At 63.9% G+C, this 15,841-nt stretch carries 14 protein-coding genes and 1 pseudogene; 8 read left to right on the top strand and 7 right to left on the bottom strand.

What is annotated here, in order from left to right:
- Window positions 1-4 precede the first annotated feature (4 nt).
- The 4 genes from ACP97_RS06975 to ACP97_RS06960 form a co-directional block, all read right to left on the bottom strand.
- Entirely contained in the window at window positions 5-1,366 is a 1,362-nt protein-coding gene (locus tag ACP97_RS06975) for an ABC transporter substrate-binding protein (RefSeq protein ID WP_049997119.1), read from the bottom strand.
- A gap of 113 nt (window positions 1,367-1,479) precedes the next feature.
- Entirely contained in the window at window positions 1,480-2,760 is a 1,281-nt protein-coding gene (gene paaK / locus ACP97_RS06970; protein WP_049997118.1) for a phenylacetate--CoA ligase PaaK, read from the bottom strand.
- Window positions 2,761-2,887: 127 nt separating this feature from the next.
- The gene (locus ACP97_RS06965; protein ID WP_049997117.1) at window positions 2,888-3,892 is read right to left on the bottom strand and encodes an LLM class flavin-dependent oxidoreductase; all 1,005 of its coding nucleotides are present in this window, start codon (window positions 3,890-3,892) and stop codon (window positions 2,888-2,890) included.
- Window positions 3,893-3,983: 91 nt separating this feature from the next.
- Complete coding sequence (locus ACP97_RS06960) at window positions 3,984-5,252, bottom strand: M24 family metallopeptidase (RefSeq protein WP_049997116.1); 1,269 nt, start codon at window positions 5,250-5,252, stop codon at window positions 3,984-3,986.
- 111 nt (window positions 5,253-5,363) lie between these two features.
- On the opposite strand from ACP97_RS06960, the gene ACP97_RS06955 reads away from it, so the two are divergent.
- Both ACP97_RS06955 and ACP97_RS06950 read left to right on the top strand, forming a co-directional pair.
- On the top strand, window positions 5,364-6,095 hold the full coding sequence (locus tag ACP97_RS06955) for an EthD domain-containing protein (protein ID WP_049997115.1): 732 nt from the start codon (window positions 5,364-5,366) through the stop codon (window positions 6,093-6,095).
- A gap of 2 nt (window positions 6,096-6,097) precedes the next feature.
- The gene (locus ACP97_RS06950; RefSeq protein ID WP_049997114.1) at window positions 6,098-6,697 is read left to right on the top strand and encodes an HD domain-containing protein; all 600 of its coding nucleotides are present in this window, start codon (window positions 6,098-6,100) and stop codon (window positions 6,695-6,697) included.
- A gap of 16 nt (window positions 6,698-6,713) precedes the next feature.
- On the opposite strand, the gene ACP97_RS06945 is transcribed toward ACP97_RS06950, so the two are convergent.
- Complete coding sequence (locus ACP97_RS06945) at window positions 6,714-7,685, bottom strand: NAD-dependent epimerase/dehydratase family protein (RefSeq protein WP_049997113.1); 972 nt, start codon at window positions 7,683-7,685, stop codon at window positions 6,714-6,716.
- Between the two features lie 45 nt (window positions 7,686-7,730).
- The gene (locus ACP97_RS06940) at window positions 7,731-9,431 is read right to left on the bottom strand and encodes a thiamine pyrophosphate-binding protein (RefSeq protein WP_049997112.1); all 1,701 of its coding nucleotides are present in this window, start codon (window positions 9,429-9,431) and stop codon (window positions 7,731-7,733) included.
- Between the two features lie 290 nt (window positions 9,432-9,721).
- On the opposite strand from ACP97_RS06940, the gene ACP97_RS06930 reads away from it, so the two are divergent.
- From ACP97_RS06930 to ACP97_RS06905, 6 genes are all read left to right on the top strand, one after another.
- Window positions 9,722-10,483: an IclR family transcriptional regulator gene (locus ACP97_RS06930; protein ID WP_049997110.1), complete on the top strand. Its 762-nt coding sequence runs from the start codon at window positions 9,722-9,724 to the stop codon at window positions 10,481-10,483.
- A 631-nt stretch (window positions 10,484-11,114) separates the two neighbouring features.
- Window positions 11,115-11,618, top strand: a complete 504-nt coding sequence (uraD, locus tag ACP97_RS06925) for a 2-oxo-4-hydroxy-4-carboxy-5-ureidoimidazoline decarboxylase (protein WP_049997109.1) — start codon at window positions 11,115-11,117, stop codon at window positions 11,616-11,618.
- Between the two features lie 114 nt (window positions 11,619-11,732).
- Window positions 11,733-12,713 (top strand): factor-independent urate hydroxylase, encoded by a 981-nt coding sequence (gene pucL / locus ACP97_RS06920; protein WP_049997108.1) that lies wholly within the window; start codon window positions 11,733-11,735, stop codon window positions 12,711-12,713.
- 4 nt (window positions 12,714-12,717) lie between these two features.
- Complete coding sequence (gene uraH / locus ACP97_RS06915; protein WP_049997107.1) at window positions 12,718-13,068, top strand: hydroxyisourate hydrolase; 351 nt, start codon at window positions 12,718-12,720, stop codon at window positions 13,066-13,068.
- Between the two features lie 227 nt (window positions 13,069-13,295).
- On the top strand, window positions 13,296-14,666 hold the full coding sequence (locus ACP97_RS06910; protein ID WP_049997106.1) for a uracil-xanthine permease family protein: 1,371 nt from the start codon (window positions 13,296-13,298) through the stop codon (window positions 14,664-14,666).
- Between the two features lie 74 nt (window positions 14,667-14,740).
- A complete protein-coding gene (locus ACP97_RS06905) occupies window positions 14,741-15,187 on the top strand; it encodes a universal stress protein (protein WP_049997105.1) in 447 nt (148 codons plus the stop codon).
- A gap of 84 nt (window positions 15,188-15,271) precedes the next feature.
- On the opposite strand, the pseudogene ACP97_RS06900 reads toward ACP97_RS06905, so the two are convergent.
- Window positions 15,272-15,841, bottom strand: a pseudogene (locus tag ACP97_RS06900) (malate synthase); the annotation flags it as partial.

Below are 15,841 nucleotides of genomic sequence, written 5' to 3'. Positions count from 1 at the left end.
GGGGTCAGTTCATCTCGCAGCCGAGCTCCGAGGCGGGTGGCAGGGCCTCCTTTCCCCCAACCTTGTTGATGCGCTTCACGTCGGCGACATCACTATCGCCCTCGACGAGTTCCCCCATCCAAACGGGGTTGGTCGCCTGATGGTCGGATTTCCGGAGCGTAACGTCGCCGAGAACGGTGGTGAACGTCCCGCCCGAGAGGGCGTCCCTGACGTCGGCCGGCTCGGTGCTCCCGGCCTTGGTCATCCCGCGGGCGAGCAGCCGGGTGGAGCCATAGCCGACGCGGGCGAAGTTGCCCGGTGGACCGTCGTTTTTCTTCCGGAACGCCTCGACGAACTGCTGGTTGTCGCCGAGTTTCACCGACGGGTCGTATCGGACGCCGCCGTAGGTGCCGACGGCGTTGCTGCCGGTCGCGCCGCGGACACTCTGAAAACTCATCGTCGGTCCCACGAGGTCCACTTGGTCGGTGAGACCCTGGTCTGCGGCCTGATTGACGAAGTTCACGAGGTCGCCGCCGGTCATGCCGAGCACCGCGACCTCGGCGTTCGAGTTGCTGATCTGACTGATGAATGAACCGTAGTTCGAGGAGCCGAGCTGTGATTTGGTGAGACCAACCTCCTGATAGCTGTCGTTCGCCTGCTTCATCCGTTCGCTGACGCGGTTGTACACCGATTCGCCGTAGGCGTAGTCGGCGATGTGAAACCAGACGTTCGTGCCGAGGTTGTTGACCGAGTACGCCGAGATCGCTTCGGCGATCTGGGCCGTGTTGGTCTCGAAGCGGAACACCCACTCGTTGCAGCTCTCGCCGGTGACGTTCACCGCGGCCGCCCCCGGAAAGTAGACGAGTTCCTCGCTCGCGGCGTACTCGTTGAGCGAGAGCGCGACCGAACTCGATATCGCCCCCACGAGGAACTCCGCACCCTCCTCCTGAACGAGTTTCTGGGCGCTTCCCTGGGCGGCGCTGGTGCTGGTCTCGGTGTCCCCATACACCGGATCGATCTCGACGTCGTACTCGTCGCTGGCGTTGATCTGCTCGACGGCCAGTTTCGCGCCGTTTCGCTGGCCCGGCCCGAGCGAGCTGTACGCCCCGCTCATCGGGTTCAGGATGCCGACGGTGACGCTGCCGAGGTTCGACGAGCCACCTCCGCCGCCACCGCCGGAACCGTTGCCACCGCCACCGCCGCTCCCGTTTCCTGAACCGGCCCCACCGCTTCCGTTGCCCGAGCCGCCTTCGTTGCCCGAACCACCCCCGCCGGTGCAGCCGGCCAGTCCCGCGGCGGCCGCCGTCCCGGCCAGCGCGAGGAACCGTCGTCTGGAGTTGGCCGCACCCGCGCGTCGTGATTCCGGTTCCGTGTCTACGTTTCGCATAGTCACACCATGAATGTCCGCTGTCCTATAATAAAACCTTCGGTCGTTCTGACGAGCTGAATCCGCTGGTAGAATCCGGTCGGTTTCGGAGCGCCAGCAGGACGTTTTTACTGTCATCGGTGGTCGTAGACGCGCTGGACCTTGCCGACGACCGTCCGCTCGATGCTGCCGGGTTCGACCAGCCGCAGTTCGTCCGGCGTGAACGAGAGCACGCTTTGCAGTCGGTCGGCGAGACGCTCTTCGAGGTCGCCCGTCGAGCCGTCGAAGCCCTCGGCGAGTTCGACGGTGAGTTCCAGCCGGTCGAGGCTCCCCTCGCGGTCGAGATCGATGCGGTAGTGGGGTGCCACCGCGTCGAACTCGAGGACGACGCTCTCGATTTCGCTCGGGTAGAGATTCACCCCGCGGACGATGAGCAGGTCGTCGGTACGGCCGGTGACGCCATTCATGCGAACGGCCGTCCGTCCACACCCACAGGTGTCGTAGTCGAGCGTCGTCATGTCGCCGGTCCGGTAGCGGACCATCGGGAGTGCTTCCTTCGTGAGCGTCGTGAGCACGAGTTCGCCCTCCTCGCCCTCGTCGAGTGACTCGCCCGTCGCCGGGTCGATGACCTCGGGATAGAAGTGGTCCTCCCAGATGTGCAGTCCGTCCTGTTGGGGACACTCAGCCGCGACGCCCGGCCCGATGATCTCCGAAAGCCCGTAGTTCTCGACCGCCATCGCACCGAGGCGCTTCTCGATTTCGTCGCGCATCGGCTCCGTGCACGGCTCCGCCCCGTACAGCACCACCGACAGCGGGAGGTTCGCGGGGTCGTGGCCCAACTCTGCGGCCCGTTCGGCGAGATAGAGTGCATACGAGGGCGTGAGACAGATGGCGTCGCTCTCCAGATCGTTCATCAGCTCGATGTGTTTTTCGGTCTGGCCGCTCCCGATGGGGAGGACGGTCATGCCGAGTTCGGTCGCGCCGTCGTGGAACCCGAATCCACCGGTGAACAGTCCCATGCCGTAGGCGTTCTGGAGAACGTCGTCGCGGCCGAGACCGACCGCGCCGAGCGAGCGCGCGATGACGGTCGCCCACACGTCGAGGTCACCCTCGGTGTAGCCGACGAGTTTCGGTTTGCTGGTCGTCCCCGAGGAGGCGTGCAGGCGCACGACCTCGGCGAGGTCCTCGGCGAACAGTCCCGTGGGGTACTCGTCGTCGAAGGCTTCCTTCGCCGTCAGCGGAAGCGTTTCGATGTTCTCGATACTCTCGACATCGGCCGGCGAGACGCCCGCCTCGTCGAACCGCCGGCGAAAGAACTCGACGTTCTCGTACGCGTGCGCCACCGTCTCGGCCAGCCGTTCGTCCTGCAACTCGCGTAGTTCGTCCCGGGGAAGTCGCGTGACGTCCTGTCCCATGCCACCACCATCCCCAGCCGCGTTGATAAATGTGTGGTCCAGTTCGCACACGCCGCTCGACAGGCTCAAAAGCCGATGATTCGGGTCCCGCAGCGGCATCCGTCGAAGCGGGCGCTCCAGTCTAGTCTCACCGAACCATCGGTGCGACCTCGTTGCCGAGCCGGTCGATACACTCGACCATCGCGTCGGTGCCGACGCCGGGATGGTAGGTCCGGAATATCATGTGAACGTCGTCGCCGGCGGCCGCACGGTAGCGCTCCAGCTCCTCGGCGACCTGTTCGGGCGTCCCGAATACTGCCTGTTCTTTCAGTTCCCGTTTGCGCTCCTCGTCGAGTTCGTCGACCGACTCGCCGGAGAAGATCTCGGCGTAGCGGCGCTGGAGGTAGAAGTAGCCGGGTTTCATTGCCTCCCACGCTTCCTCGCGCGAGTCGCCGACCCAGCCGTGGACGAGCACATAGATGGTGAAATCGCCGTCGATGTCCTCCTTTTCGCGGACGGTCCGGATGTCCTCGACACGCTTGTCGATGCCGGTCAGCGAGAGCTTCGAGGGCGCACACCACGCGTCGGCGGTTCGCGCTGCGCGGCGGACGGCAGGTTTGGCCGCCCCGCCGAGCATCACGGGCACCTCCCCGTCGGGTTTCGGCGTCACGCTCACATCAGGCGCGACGTCGTGGAAGGTCGCATCGTACTCCAAGGGGCCTTCGGACCACGCCGCTCGGAGGAGGTTCACTTGGTCTTCGAGGCGCTCGACGCGTTCGTCCTGTGGCACACCGAAGGCATCGAACTCGTCGGGGTTCGACCCGATGGCCAGTCCGAGCGTGGTGCGCCCGCCCGAGAGCAGGTCGACGGTCGCGGTATCCTCGGCCAGTCGCACACCATCGTAGAGCGGCGCGAGCGCGATGCACGTCCCGATTTCGATGTTCGAGGTGCTGGCCGCGAGCGCACCGAGCGTGGGCATCGTCCCCGAGAGATAGCCGTCCTCGGCGAAGTGGTGTTCGGAGACCCACGCGCTGTCGAGACCCGCCTCGTCGATGGCCGTTCCGAGCGTGAGAATCTCGTCGTATATCTCGCCCATCGAGCGGTCGTCGTCGGGTCGTCGCTGGCCGGTGAACAGTCCTGTGCCGAGCTTCATGCGATGGGCTGTGTTCCCGAGCCTCAAAGCACTATCCCTCCGAGCGAGCGCTCGAAAAACCGATGGCCGGTGGGGGCACAGTTATCCCGATTCAGTAGTCGATGCGGGTGATCTCCTCGACGGGCCACTGGGAGAGGATTTCGACGCCGTTCTCGCGGACGACGACCATCTCCTCGACGCGCACGCCCTGGCGGTCAGCCGGCTCCATCGTCTCGACGGCCATCGTCATCCCCTCCTCGATTTCGATGGGGTGGTCGGGCGAGAGACCGCGCCAGATGAGCGGCACCTCGTAGAGCTGGAGTCCCAGCCCGTGCGCCCAGTGGTTGGTCGTCATCTGCCAGTGTTCGTCGGCGTCGTACCAATCGGCGTGTTCGCCCGCCATATCGGGAAAGCCCTGGGTGATCTCGTCGGTGGTCGCGCCCGGCTCGATGCGTTCGAGCACGTCGTAGAGGTTGTCCCGGGCGATCTCGTAGGCGTCTTTCTGGGCCTGCGTGGGTTCGCCCATCGAGAAGGTGCGGTAGTAACACGACCGATAGCCCAGATAGCCGATGTTGTAGAAATCGGCGTAGACGATGTCGCCCGGCCGCATCATTCTGTCCGTGGTGTTGGCCTGATGTTTCGGCCACGTGTTCGGCCCGCTCGTGACGTAGCCACCCTGTGCCATCGCCCCGTGTCGCCAGAGTTCGCCCACTGCATCGCCCCAGACTTCGGATTCGCGCTTGCCGGGGCGGGCGGATTCGGTGATTCGCTGGAAACCCGCCTCGCAGATGGCCGCCACCATCCGCAGACACTCGATTTCGTCGCGGGTTTTGACCTTCCGCGCGTCGTGCATCAGGTCCACACACTCCTTCGTACGGACCTCGACGCCGTCCGACTCGAAGGCGTCGACCAACCCCGTGCTCCCGACGTCGAGACCCATCGGCTCCTTGGCAACGCCGTAGTCGGCCATCGCCTCCTCGACGAGTTCGGCCATCTTCTCGGTCAGAAAGTCGCGCGCGGAGTCGCGCCCCGACGCGCGCGGGACGTTGCCCAGTCCCGGTGCGGCGTAGCGGATGTCGTCGAGCCACGGGCAGTTGAACCGCTGGTTCGAGGCGTGATCGGCGGTGTCCCAGTGAACCACGTCGCCGTTCTCGGTGAGCAGCGTATAGTGGTCTGCACCCGACCCGCCGGTCATGGCGAGGCCAGTCACGTAGCGGATGTTCGGGTCCGAGACCAGCAGCATCGACCCCAGTCCCGAATCTTGCAAGCGCTCCAGTGCTCTCTCGTAACGCTCCTCGCGCATCCGCTTGACGTCGATGCGTTCCTCCCAGTCCACAGCCTGAGTCCCCCGCGTTCCCTCCATGAAATCGCGCTCGTACATCGTCTTCACCCTCTGCCAGACGAGACATAAATCCCGCCCTTTCGGCAAGACCGTCCCGGCCCTCTCACCCCGGTGATTTTATCACACGAGCCGTCGAACGCCCCAACGAGAATGTACAAGCACGTTGCGCTTCTCGTCTGCAAGGACGGAATGAGCCATGAGGAATTTCGAGATTACTGGGAGCAAAATCACTCGCCGCTAGCCAAGGACATCGAGGGCGTCGTCCGCTATCAGACCGTCTATCCAATCGACCCGGACAACGCCGAGTTCGACGGGCTTGCGGAGCTGTATTTCGAGACGTTGGACGACTTGCACGAGGCGCTCGGCAGCGAAGGCTCACGGGACTACGACCCCACCCGTAAGGTCGCTGCCGAAGCCCGTGAGGACGTGAACAACTTCCTCGACGTCGACGAACGGCCGCGGTTCATCGGCGAGGAGAGAGTCTGGAAGGACGACGTCGATGGCGAGACCGACGGTCTCTACAAGCACTCGGCGTTCCTCGTCCGTAAGGACGGAATGAGTCACGAGGAATTTCGAGACTACTGGGAGAACAACCATTCGCCGCTGGCCAAGAACATCGAGGGCGTCGTTCGCTATCAGACCGTCTATCCGACCGATTCGGAAAACGCCGAGTTCGACGGCGTCGCCGAGTTGTATTTCGAGACACTCGACGACTTGCACGAGGCGCTCGGCAGCGAAGGCTCACGGGACTACGACCCCACCCGTAAGGTCGCTGCCGAAGCCCGTGAGGACGTGAACAACTTCCTCGACGTCGACGAACGGCCGCGGTTCATCGGCGAGGAGAGAGTCTGGAAGAACGACGTCGACGCCGAGGGCTACTGAGAATGGCTGACGTGGACTACGAGGAACAGGTCCGGGAGGCCTACCCCGAACTCGACTGCATCGAGAGCGACGACTGCCGCGAGCGCGTAGTTGAGGCGTGGACGCTGGGTCTCGAACGCGGCGGCTGGCAGGACATCTACGATGTTCCGTACGCGTGGAACATCCACGAAACCACCAACGTCGAGCACGTCCGCGGCGTGACGAAGATCGCCCTCGAATCGGCACGGGTTCAGCGCGAGTTCCACGGCGCTGACCCCGATTTCGACGTTATCGTCGCGGCGTGTCTGCTCCACGACGTCGGGAAGTGCTACGAGTACGTCAGCCACGTGGATGCCGAACTGCTCGCGGGAACCGACCGCGAGCGCTACGCCACCGCGGAGATCCCGCATTCCATTTCGGGCTACGCGCTCGCCCACGAGGTCGGCTGTTCCATCCCTGTCCAGCGCGCCATCCCCCACTTTCTCGGCGAGGTACCGAAGCGCACACTGGAGGCCGAACTCGTCAAGAGCGCGAACTCGGCCTCCTCGAACGCCATCACCCAGTCCGCAATGGACATCACCCTCAAGGAATGGGTCGACGAGTACAGTCAGACGAGCGACTGAGCCGCAGCATACCCCCTCAGAGCGGGTCGAGACCTGCTTCCTCGCGAAGCACGTCGATATACTTGCGAAAACCGGTTTCGAGGTCGTATTCGACCTCGTAGCCTGTATCTTCCTGGAACGCGCTCATATCGAGGCGCTGGGTCCAGGGCAATTCGCCCTCGTCGCTCACCTCGATGTCGGCCTCGGGCATGATCTCTCGCACGGTGTCGGCGGCTTCCTGGATGGACGCGAGTTCACCTCGGACGTTGTAGATTCGTTGAGAGAGGTCCGATTCGGGCGTGAACGCCGCCAGCCGAAAGGCTTGGGCGATGTCCTCGACGTGCTGCCAGTCGATCTCTTGATCGCCGTACTCCACGGAGAAGGACTCGCCGACGGCGGGTTTTTCGATGATGTTCGCGAGAAAGGCCGAGCCGCCCGTCTCGCGGTAGGGACCGTACGCGACCGTGGGTCGAATCGCCAGGTGGTCGACGCCGTACTCCTCGTGATAGACGCGCGCTTGGTGTTCGTTGTAGCCCTTCGTCGCGCCGTAGAGCGTGTCCGGGTACACGAGGTCGTCTTCGGTGACCCACCAGTCGCCGCCATCGTCGTAGTTGCCCGGCGGGGCGTAGATGGCCGCCGAGGAGGCCCACGCGACGCGTTCGACGTGGTCGAGGGTGCGCGCCGCCTCGAAGACGTTACTCGTGCCCTGGACGTTCACGTCGAGAGCGGCCCGTGGGTTCGATTCGGCGGTGTTCGTCAGCAGCGCGGCGAGGTGGACGATGTGCGTCGCGCCGGTCTCCGCGACCGCGTTCATCACGTCCGTGGGTTCGCTCACGTCGCCACGACGGATTTCGACGTCGTCGGCGACGCCGAGCTTTTCGAGAATGTGCGGGTCCGTCGAGCGGTCGTAGGCCACCACGCTATGGCCGTGTTCGACGAACGATTTCGCCACGTAGGAGCCGATGAACCCCGTACCACCGGTGACGAGGACGGTTTCGCTGGATGCCATCGACTCGACACTCACGCGAGTTCGCAAAAAGCCTTGCGCTGACCGTTACTCGTGGAGACCGCCGACTTCCTCGTAAAAGGACGACTGGAGATGCTCGACCATCTCCTCGTCGGGGTCGATGCGCACGTCCACGACGGTGGGGACATCAGCCGCCTTCGCTGCGGCGAGTTTCTCGTCGAGGTTCTCCGGTTCGCGCACGCGCACACCGTCGGCCCCGAACCCCTCGGCGACTTTGCGGAAGTCCGTATCGTGGAAGTCGACGCCCGGAATCGACTCGTCCATCTGGCGGACCATACCCAGACTCGTATCGTTGAGCACCACGAAGGTCGGCGCGACGCCGTACTCCACCGCGGTCTCGACGCAGGTCATCGTCATCGTGAAGCCGCCGTCGCCCGCGACCGCAACGACGTCCCTGTCGGTCGTGATGGCCGCCGCAACGGCCGCGGGACCGGCCCACCCCATCCCGCCGACGCCGCCGCTGCCGAAGTACGTCCGTCGAGCAGGCGTCTGGAGGTAGTTCAACAGCCAAAACCGGTTGTTGCCCGAGTCGGCGGTCACGAGCGTGTCCTCGTCGACGATTCCGTCGATCCCCGCGACCGCGCGCTGTGGTTTGATCGGTTCGGCGTCCGACTCGCATTTGGGGACGCGAAACGACTCGCGGGCCTCCCGTGCGCGTTCGCGCGCCCAGTCGTTGCCCGGTGTGAACGCCGCGGCGGCGTCGTCGAGCGCGCGCAAACTCTCCTTCGCGTCGCCGATGAGTCCGACGTCGGCGGGATAGACCCAGCCCGCGTTCCGAGTGTCGACGTCGGCGTGGAGGATGGTCTGCTCGTCCGGCCGGATGAACGATTCGGCTCCCCAGTTGGTGTCCATCGGGTTCAGTCGACAGCCCACGACGAGAAGCGTGTCGGCCTCGCTCACGGCCCGATTCGCGCCCTCGTGACCGAACGAGCCGATGACGCCCGCCGCGAGGTCGTGCGTTTCGGCGATGGTCGACTTTCCGAGATAGGAGGTCGTCACCACAGTTCCATAAGTTTCGGCGACCGCTTCGAGTTCGTCGTAGGCACCCGCGGCGTGGACGCCGTTGCCCGCGATAATCACTGGGCACTCGGCCGCAGCGAGCTGCTCGGCAGCCTGCTCGACATCGCTTTCGGTCGGGCGCGATTCCCAGTTTTCGGTCTGTGCTTCGGGCGACCAGAGCGTGGGCGGGTCGTCGTCTTCGGGGACGTCGGCGGTGACGGCGTCGCCGTCGAGGATCACGGCCGTCGGTCCGGGCCGGCCGGCGGTCGCGTGTTTGAAGGCGAGCTGGGTGCTTCTGAGAGTTTCGTTGGCCGTCCGGGGGAACCACCACTCTTTGGTGATACCGTCCAGAATCTTCGGCAGCGCGAATCCTCCATAATCGCCGCGGGCCTGCTGATAGGGCGCGAGCGTCGAGTAGTCACCGCGTTCGGAGGCTTCGGTGAGCACGACCATCGGCGAGGAACCCAGTCTGGCTTCCATCTGGCCGATTGCGCCGATGGAACCTATCCACGGTCCCTGGCCGGTGAGCACGCCCGGCGTGCGGTGGAATCTCCCATACATCTCGGCCATCACGCTCGCCTCGCGTTCGTCGCGCGGGCGGACGACTTCGATGTCCGAATCGGCGAGCGCTTCGAGCAGTTCGATGGCTCGCCCGCCGGGATAGCCGAAGAGGTACTCGACGTCGAGTCGTTCTAGCGTCCTGACGAGTTCCGTACTGACTTGTGTCATGGGTGGGGGTGGCTGCACTCGACGGACGAGTCGGCGAACGGTCCGTGCGCTCGAAACCGAACCGTCGATGTGCGTGCGACAGTATCCCGAATTCCGCGCGGAAGAACTTCGTTCTATCGGTCGTTCGGACCCGAATACCCCCGCCCACGCCGTTCGAACTGGCGAGTCCGAGCGAACCGTTCGAGAACGGTCCACAGTAACGTCGATTCCGGTACACTGCGTACGATTCACCCGAATAGCCGTTCGATTCGTGGGAACAGAACTAAGTGGAGCAGCGGACAGATACGACCATGCACGACGTCACGAATCCGGTAACGACGGTCGAGACGGCGTTCGAGATCATCGAATACGTCGCCGAACACGACGACGTCGGTGTGAGTCAGATGGCGACCGACCTCGACCGGGCGAAGAGCACCGTCCATCGTCACCTCGGGACGCTGGTTCGTCGTGGGTACGTCGTCGAGGACGACGGCAATTACGGTCTCGGGCTTCGATTTCTCGATCTCGGCCTCACCGCACGGAACGAGCGACCGCTGTATCACGAGGCCCACACGAAAGTCGACGAGTTGGCCGACCGGACCGGCGAGCGGGTGTGGTGTATGACCGCCGAGAACGGGCGCAGCATCCATCTCTACGGGGCGAGCGGGAGTCAGTCCGTTCGAACCGACAGCCGCGAAGGGGACGTCGGATATCTCCACCAGCACGCCGCCGGCAAGGCGATTCTCGCGTACCTCCCGGCGGAGTACGTCGGCGACATCGTCGCGCAGTACGGGCTATCGGCCCGCACCGACGACACGATAACGGAGACCGACGAACTGTTCGAGCGGCTCGAACGGATACGCGAACGAGGCTACGCGTTCAATCGAGGGGAGTCCATCCCCGGTCTCAACGCGGTCGGTGTGCCGATCACCGACGCACACGGTATCGCCATCGGCGCTCTCAGCATCTCCGGCCCGGCGAACCGTCTGCAGGGGGCGAAGCTGAACGCGGAGTTGCCCGAGTTACTCCTCGGCGCGGTCAACGAGATCGAGATAAACCTCTCGTACGGTTGAGGGGGTCGGGTGAGCGCCCGCGGGCCACCACGCTTTCGCGCTGGTCGAACCGAGCCGACTTCCATGACAGCAGTCACGCTGTCATGGTGGACCTCACAACGAGGAACCGTTGATGACCGAATCGTGAATCGCTCTGTGGAACGAACGTTTCGCTTTCTGAAACGGAATGTCGCGAGAACGTCACTCGTGAAGCGCTGCCACCGAAGGGAAGATGGTCAAGTCAGCAGTGATCCGACGCACGCAGCGTCGATTCGTTTCGGTGAGAGGGTCGATTCGAGCCGATGTCGCGTTCGTGATAGCGTGGTAACGGGGAACGGTGGACGTTCGACGCCAAGCCATACGTACCGTGTCACGACCTCCAATGAGCTACGGTAGAAACACCTGTTTCGAATCGTGATATACCGTTAGTGAGTGAAAGTGAACGGCACAAAACATAATCGGGACGAGAGTGTTCCGAGCCGATTCTGCGAGCGTTCGACCGCACAGCGGCGTTGCGGTCGCCGACCCGCCGCCGCTGGCGGGCCGCTTTCGCTTTTCGAGTTATATCGTGATTCACATGCGCGCGAACGGGACTGGCATCCGCCGGACGAAACGGGGAGGTTTTAACTGGCGGGCAGGTCGATGGATGAGCATGTCCGAACTCACGCTGGAGGAGGCAAACCAACTCGACGAGGACGCGTTCGTGAATCGTTTCGGCAGCATCTACGAGACGTCGCCGTGGGTGGCCGAGCGGAGCTGGTCGGAACAGCCGTTTTCGTCGGTGGCCGACCTCAAAGGAACCTTCGAGGGGACCGTCGAGGACGCCTCGAAGGAGCGCAAGCGAGAGTTGCTCGATGCCCATCCCGACCTCGGCGACCGAACCGAGATGACCGACGCCTCCGAGAGGGAGCAAGCCTCGGCCGGTCTCGACCAGCTCTCGCCCGAGCAGTACGAGGCGTTTCAACGGCTCAACGAGCGATACCAGGAAAAATTCGGGTTCCCGTTCATCATGTCGGTGAACGACGAATCGCCCGAGGCGATACGCAGCGCGATGGAGGCACGCGTCGAACACTCCCGGGACGAGGAGTTCCGCACCGCGCTGAACGAGGTACACGAGATCGCACGGTTGCGACTCGACGAGATGCTGACGTCGTAGCGACGGACGGCCCTCGTTTAGGGTGCGTTCGCGTACGTGAAGGCCACGACGGAACACCATGATAGACGATGAATAAAGGCTTTTGTAGTGGGTGGCAGAAACGGGAAACTGTCGATGACGACAAACAAATACCGCTCGCCGGAACCCGAGGAGGGTGAACGGCTGATGAATTACGGCAAGGAGAAGATCGCCGTCTATCGAACGTACGCGGAGCCGCTAGAGGATGTGCGCACCATTCCGGAGTCGTCGTTCGACGGCCGAGAGAACACGCTGTTCGGCCTCGACATCCGTGTTCGACTGGAGGGCGAGGAGTTCCTGCCGTCGTTCAGCGAGGCGGACAACAGCATGGTGGTCGCGACGGACACGATGAAGAACTTCGTCCATCACGAACTGGGCGAGTACGACGGCTCCACCGTCGAGGGGTTCCTCGACTTCGTGGGCCGGCAGTTCCTCGACCAGTATTCCCAGATCGACGCCGTACAGCTGTCGGCCGACGAGATCCCCTTCGACGAACTGGGGGTTCCCACCGACGACGGTGACTTCGAGGCCAGCGAACTCGTCTTCCGCGTCTCCGAGGACGAGTCCGGCTTCGGTGAGGTCTACATCACGCGCGGCGACGACGGACACGCCCTCGAAGAGCAGACAAGCGGCATCACCGACCTACAGCTGGTAAAGGTGAAGGGCAGTTCGTTCACCGACTACGTCCAGGACGAACACACGACCCTGCCCGAGCGCGAGGACCGCACGCTATACATCTCGCTCGACATCTTTTGGGACTACGAGAACCCTGAAGACGCCCTCGGCGAGGAGCCAGAGCGCTACGTCGCGCCCGAACAGGTGCGCGACATCGCCCACGTCATGTTCGACGAGGTCTACTCGAACTCGATCCAGGACCTCATCTATCAGATCGGCCTGCGCGTGCTCGAACGGTTCCCACAGCTCGAATCGGTCAGTTTCGAGGCTAATAATCGCACGTGGATCGCCGTCCGCGAGGAGATCGGCGGCGACGAGGACGTCAGGGTGCTGCGCGAGCCGGATCGACCGACCGGCTACCAGCAGTTCTCGATGGACCGCGACGACCTCGACGACCAGTGAACCGATGAGCGCAGAACTCACCACCCACGTGCTCGACACGAGCCGAGAGGGTCCCGCCGCGGGCGTCACGGTGACGCTCCAGCGGCTGGATTCGGCTGGCGACGCCGTGACGATAACCGAAGGGACGACCAACGCCGACGGACGGCTCGACGAGCCGCTGCTGACCGACGATGAGATGGAGGCCGGAACCTACCAACTGCTGTTCGACGTCGGAGACTACTACCGCCAGCAGTCGGCCGATTCGACGTTTCTGGAGACGGTCCCGGTGCGGTTCGTCATCGTGGACGCCGACGAACCGTATCACGTGCCGCTGCTGCTCTCGCCCGGCGGCTACACGACCTACCGTGGGAGCTAAACGAGCACCATCGCAACTCGCAGGACGGACACGTTTTCCGATGAGATCCTCACCCGACAGCGACCGCATCAGCTGGTGTGCTCGCCGTGCGAACCCGTCGTGACACGCCGAACCGAGTTCGAGTGGGCAAGCCGCCGTGTTGTCATCGTACCGATGACCGGCGTCCTCCGGGCCAATGAACCAGTATTATTAAGTGAGTGTGAACGTGACTCGTGGTCGGGCATCGCATGACAGAGTCAGACGAAGCCGGTCGATCGAGCGTCGTGTACGACATCGAGGAGAAGCCACCGCTCGGCGAATCGGTTCCGCTGGCGTTCCAACACGTGCTGGCGATGGTCCTCGGCAACATCGCCGTTCCGCTGATCATCGCCTCCTCGCTGGGGCTTGCGACCGGCCAGACGACGTTCCTCGTTCAGATGGCGCTCATCGTGGCCGGCGTCGCGAGCCTCGTGCAGGCGTATCCCGTCGGTCCCGTCGGCGCTCGACTGCCGATAATGATGGGGACGAGCTTCGCGTTCCTCGGCACGTTGCTGCTCGTCGGCGAGGACGCGGGGCTGCCGGCGATATTCGGCGCGGCGCTGGTCGGGTCGCTCGTCCAGATATTCATCGGGGCGAACTACGAGCGGTTCAAGCCGCTCTTCCCGCCGCTGGTCAACGGCATCGTCGTGATGCTCATCGGACTGACGCTCATCCCGACCGGCATCGACTACGCCGCCGGGGCGTCGGCCGGCCCGGGTGCGGAGGGGTACGCCTCGCTGGCCAACCTCGGCGTGGCGGCGCTCGTGTTCTTCCTGACGCTCGTGTTGAACCAGTTCTTCCGGGGCATCCTCCGCATCGCAAGCGTCTTTTTCGGCATCCTCGTCGGCTACCTCGTCGCGGTGTTCCTCGGGATGGTCGAGTTCGCGCCGGTCGCGCAGGCTGGCTGGTTCGCCGTCCCCGTGCCGCTGAAGTACGGCATCGCGTTCGAACCCGGGGCGATCCTCGCCGTCGCGGCCGTCTATCTTATCGTCGCCATGGAAACCATTGGCAACATCTCGGCGATCGTCTCCGAGACGGGGCGCACTGCGTCGAATCAGCAGGTCCGCGGCGGGTTGCTCGGCGACGGCGTCATGAGCGGCATCGCGGCCGTCTTCAACGCATTCCCGAACACCTCTTTCGCACAGAACGTCGGCCTGATCAGTTTCACCGGCGTCGCCAGCCGGTACATCGTCGGCATCGGGGGTGTCATCCTGCTGGTCTCCGGGTTCGTCCCGAAGGTCGGTGCGGTCATCACGACGGTCCCGGATCCCGTCCTCGGCGGCGGCACGCTCATCCTCTTCGCACAGATCTTCACCAGCGGCCTCAACATCGTCCACCGCGAGGTCGTGCTCACCCAGCGCAACACGACCATCATCGCCGCCGCGGTCTCGCTCGGACTCGGCGTCACGTTCCGCCCCGAACTGGTCCAGAACCTCCCCGAGATGGTCCAGACGCTGTTCGGCTCCGGCGTCGTCATGGGCGGGCTCGCCGCGCTCGTACTCAACCTCGTGGTCCCCCGGCAGAGTCCGGTCGATAGCCCTGCAGAAGGTGAGGCTACCGCCAAGGAAGCCGACGACTGACCGATCGACCGCGCGACTCCGTCGAAGGTCACTTCACCGATAGCTTTACCATCCTTTCTCACGGAGCACGTAGCATGAAGCGGGCACTCGTGGTCGTCGAGGGGACCGAGGCGACGAAGGAACTCATCCGGGAAGCCGGCGAACTCGCCGCCGGGGTCGGGGCCGAGCTGTTCTTGGTGCACGTGACGACCAAGGAGGCGTTCAGCGAGTACGCCACCTCGATGGCTGACATCCCCGAGCGCGACGTCGGCTACAGCACCGAGCGAGCGCGTGAGGGGGCACGCCAGTTCGCCACGGACGTCGGCGACGAGGTGTTCGCGGGTCTCGACGTCGAGTACGAGGCCATCGGCGCGCTCGGCGACAAGGAAGAGCAAATCTTGGACATCGCCTACGAGCGGGACTGCGACCACATCTTCATCAACGGGCGAAAGCGCTCGCCGACGGGCAAGGCGATCTTCGGCGACCTCGCCCAGTCGGTCCTCCTCAAGTTCGACGGTACGGTGACCATCACCACCCACTGAGTCACTACTGTTATTTTCTTGGTTGCCACGAACAGTCGAAAATTTCTCCACGGCGAACCACACGGCGACCGGGAACGTCTCGTTTCAGTTCCCGACGTCAGTGGCCCGCTCGACGACATCGGTACCGTACAACTCTTCGAGGTCGTCGTGTTGGTCCGGACGATGTTCGTAGACGTCCTGGAACAGGGTAATGGGCGTCATGGCGGCCTGATAGGTCGCCTCGTCCCACATCCGGTCGTTCGACACACTGATTTCGACGCCGTCAATCGAAACGGTCGCGGCGCGCTCCATCGCTATCGCGCCCGTTCCCGCATCGCGCGCTTGCTCGAAGCGCTCCATCGAGTCGACGATGTCGTCCATACTGGGAACGTATTCGACCATGTTCAACAGTTCCTCACGCAACTCGTCTTCGTCGAGGTGCTGCTCGTCGCTACCCACCTGAAGGGTGTAGCCGTCGCCACTCTCGTCGAGTGAGACACGGTCGCCCTCGTACACCTGTCTCTCGCCATCGCTTTCGAGGGCCACTTGTTGAGTGCCGTCATCCATGAGCCACCGTCCGGATTCGGGTGGCAGCGGCGATTTGTTCGCCTCCACCACTTGTCCAGGCGTCAGCGACCAGATGCCGAGCATGCCCTTGCCCTGGTTTTCGGTCAT

The sequence above is a fragment of the Halococcus sediminicola genome, assembly GCF_000755245.1.
GTDB classification, from domain to species: Archaea; Halobacteriota; Halobacteria; order Halobacteriales; family Halococcaceae; genus Halococcus; species Halococcus sediminicola.
This window is presented reverse-complemented; position numbering and strand designations above follow the sequence as displayed.

Excerpts from the sequence above, each read along its gene's own strand:
- ACP97_RS06975 (WP_049997119.1), bottom strand. The coding sequence starts at position 1,366 with ATGCGAAACGTAGACACGGAACCGGAATCACGACGCGCGGGTGCGGCC.
- paaK (WP_049997118.1), bottom strand. The coding sequence starts at position 2,760 with ATGGGACAGGACGTCACGCGACTTCCCCGGGACGAACTACGCGAGTTG.
- ACP97_RS06965 (WP_049997117.1), bottom strand. The coding sequence starts at position 3,892 with ATGAAGCTCGGCACAGGACTGTTCACCGGCCAGCGACGACCCGACGAC.
- ACP97_RS06960 (WP_049997116.1), bottom strand. The coding sequence starts at position 5,252 with ATGTACGAGCGCGATTTCATGGAGGGAACGCGGGGGACTCAGGCTGTG.
- ACP97_RS06955 (WP_049997115.1), top strand. The coding sequence starts at position 5,364 with ATGTACAAGCACGTTGCGCTTCTCGTCTGCAAGGACGGAATGAGCCAT.
- ACP97_RS06950 (WP_049997114.1), top strand. The coding sequence starts at position 6,098 with ATGGCTGACGTGGACTACGAGGAACAGGTCCGGGAGGCCTACCCCGAA.
- ACP97_RS06945 (WP_049997113.1), bottom strand. The coding sequence starts at position 7,685 with ATGGCATCCAGCGAAACCGTCCTCGTCACCGGTGGTACGGGGTTCATC.
- ACP97_RS06940 (WP_049997112.1), bottom strand. The coding sequence starts at position 9,431 with ATGACACAAGTCAGTACGGAACTCGTCAGGACGCTAGAACGACTCGAC.
- ACP97_RS06930 (WP_049997110.1), top strand. The coding sequence starts at position 9,722 with ATGCACGACGTCACGAATCCGGTAACGACGGTCGAGACGGCGTTCGAG.
- uraD (WP_049997109.1), top strand. The coding sequence starts at position 11,115 with ATGTCCGAACTCACGCTGGAGGAGGCAAACCAACTCGACGAGGACGCG.
- pucL (WP_049997108.1), top strand. The coding sequence starts at position 11,733 with ATGACGACAAACAAATACCGCTCGCCGGAACCCGAGGAGGGTGAACGG.
- uraH (WP_049997107.1), top strand. The coding sequence starts at position 12,718 with ATGAGCGCAGAACTCACCACCCACGTGCTCGACACGAGCCGAGAGGGT.
- ACP97_RS06910 (WP_049997106.1), top strand. The coding sequence starts at position 13,296 with ATGACAGAGTCAGACGAAGCCGGTCGATCGAGCGTCGTGTACGACATC.
- ACP97_RS06905 (WP_049997105.1), top strand. The coding sequence starts at position 14,741 with ATGAAGCGGGCACTCGTGGTCGTCGAGGGGACCGAGGCGACGAAGGAA.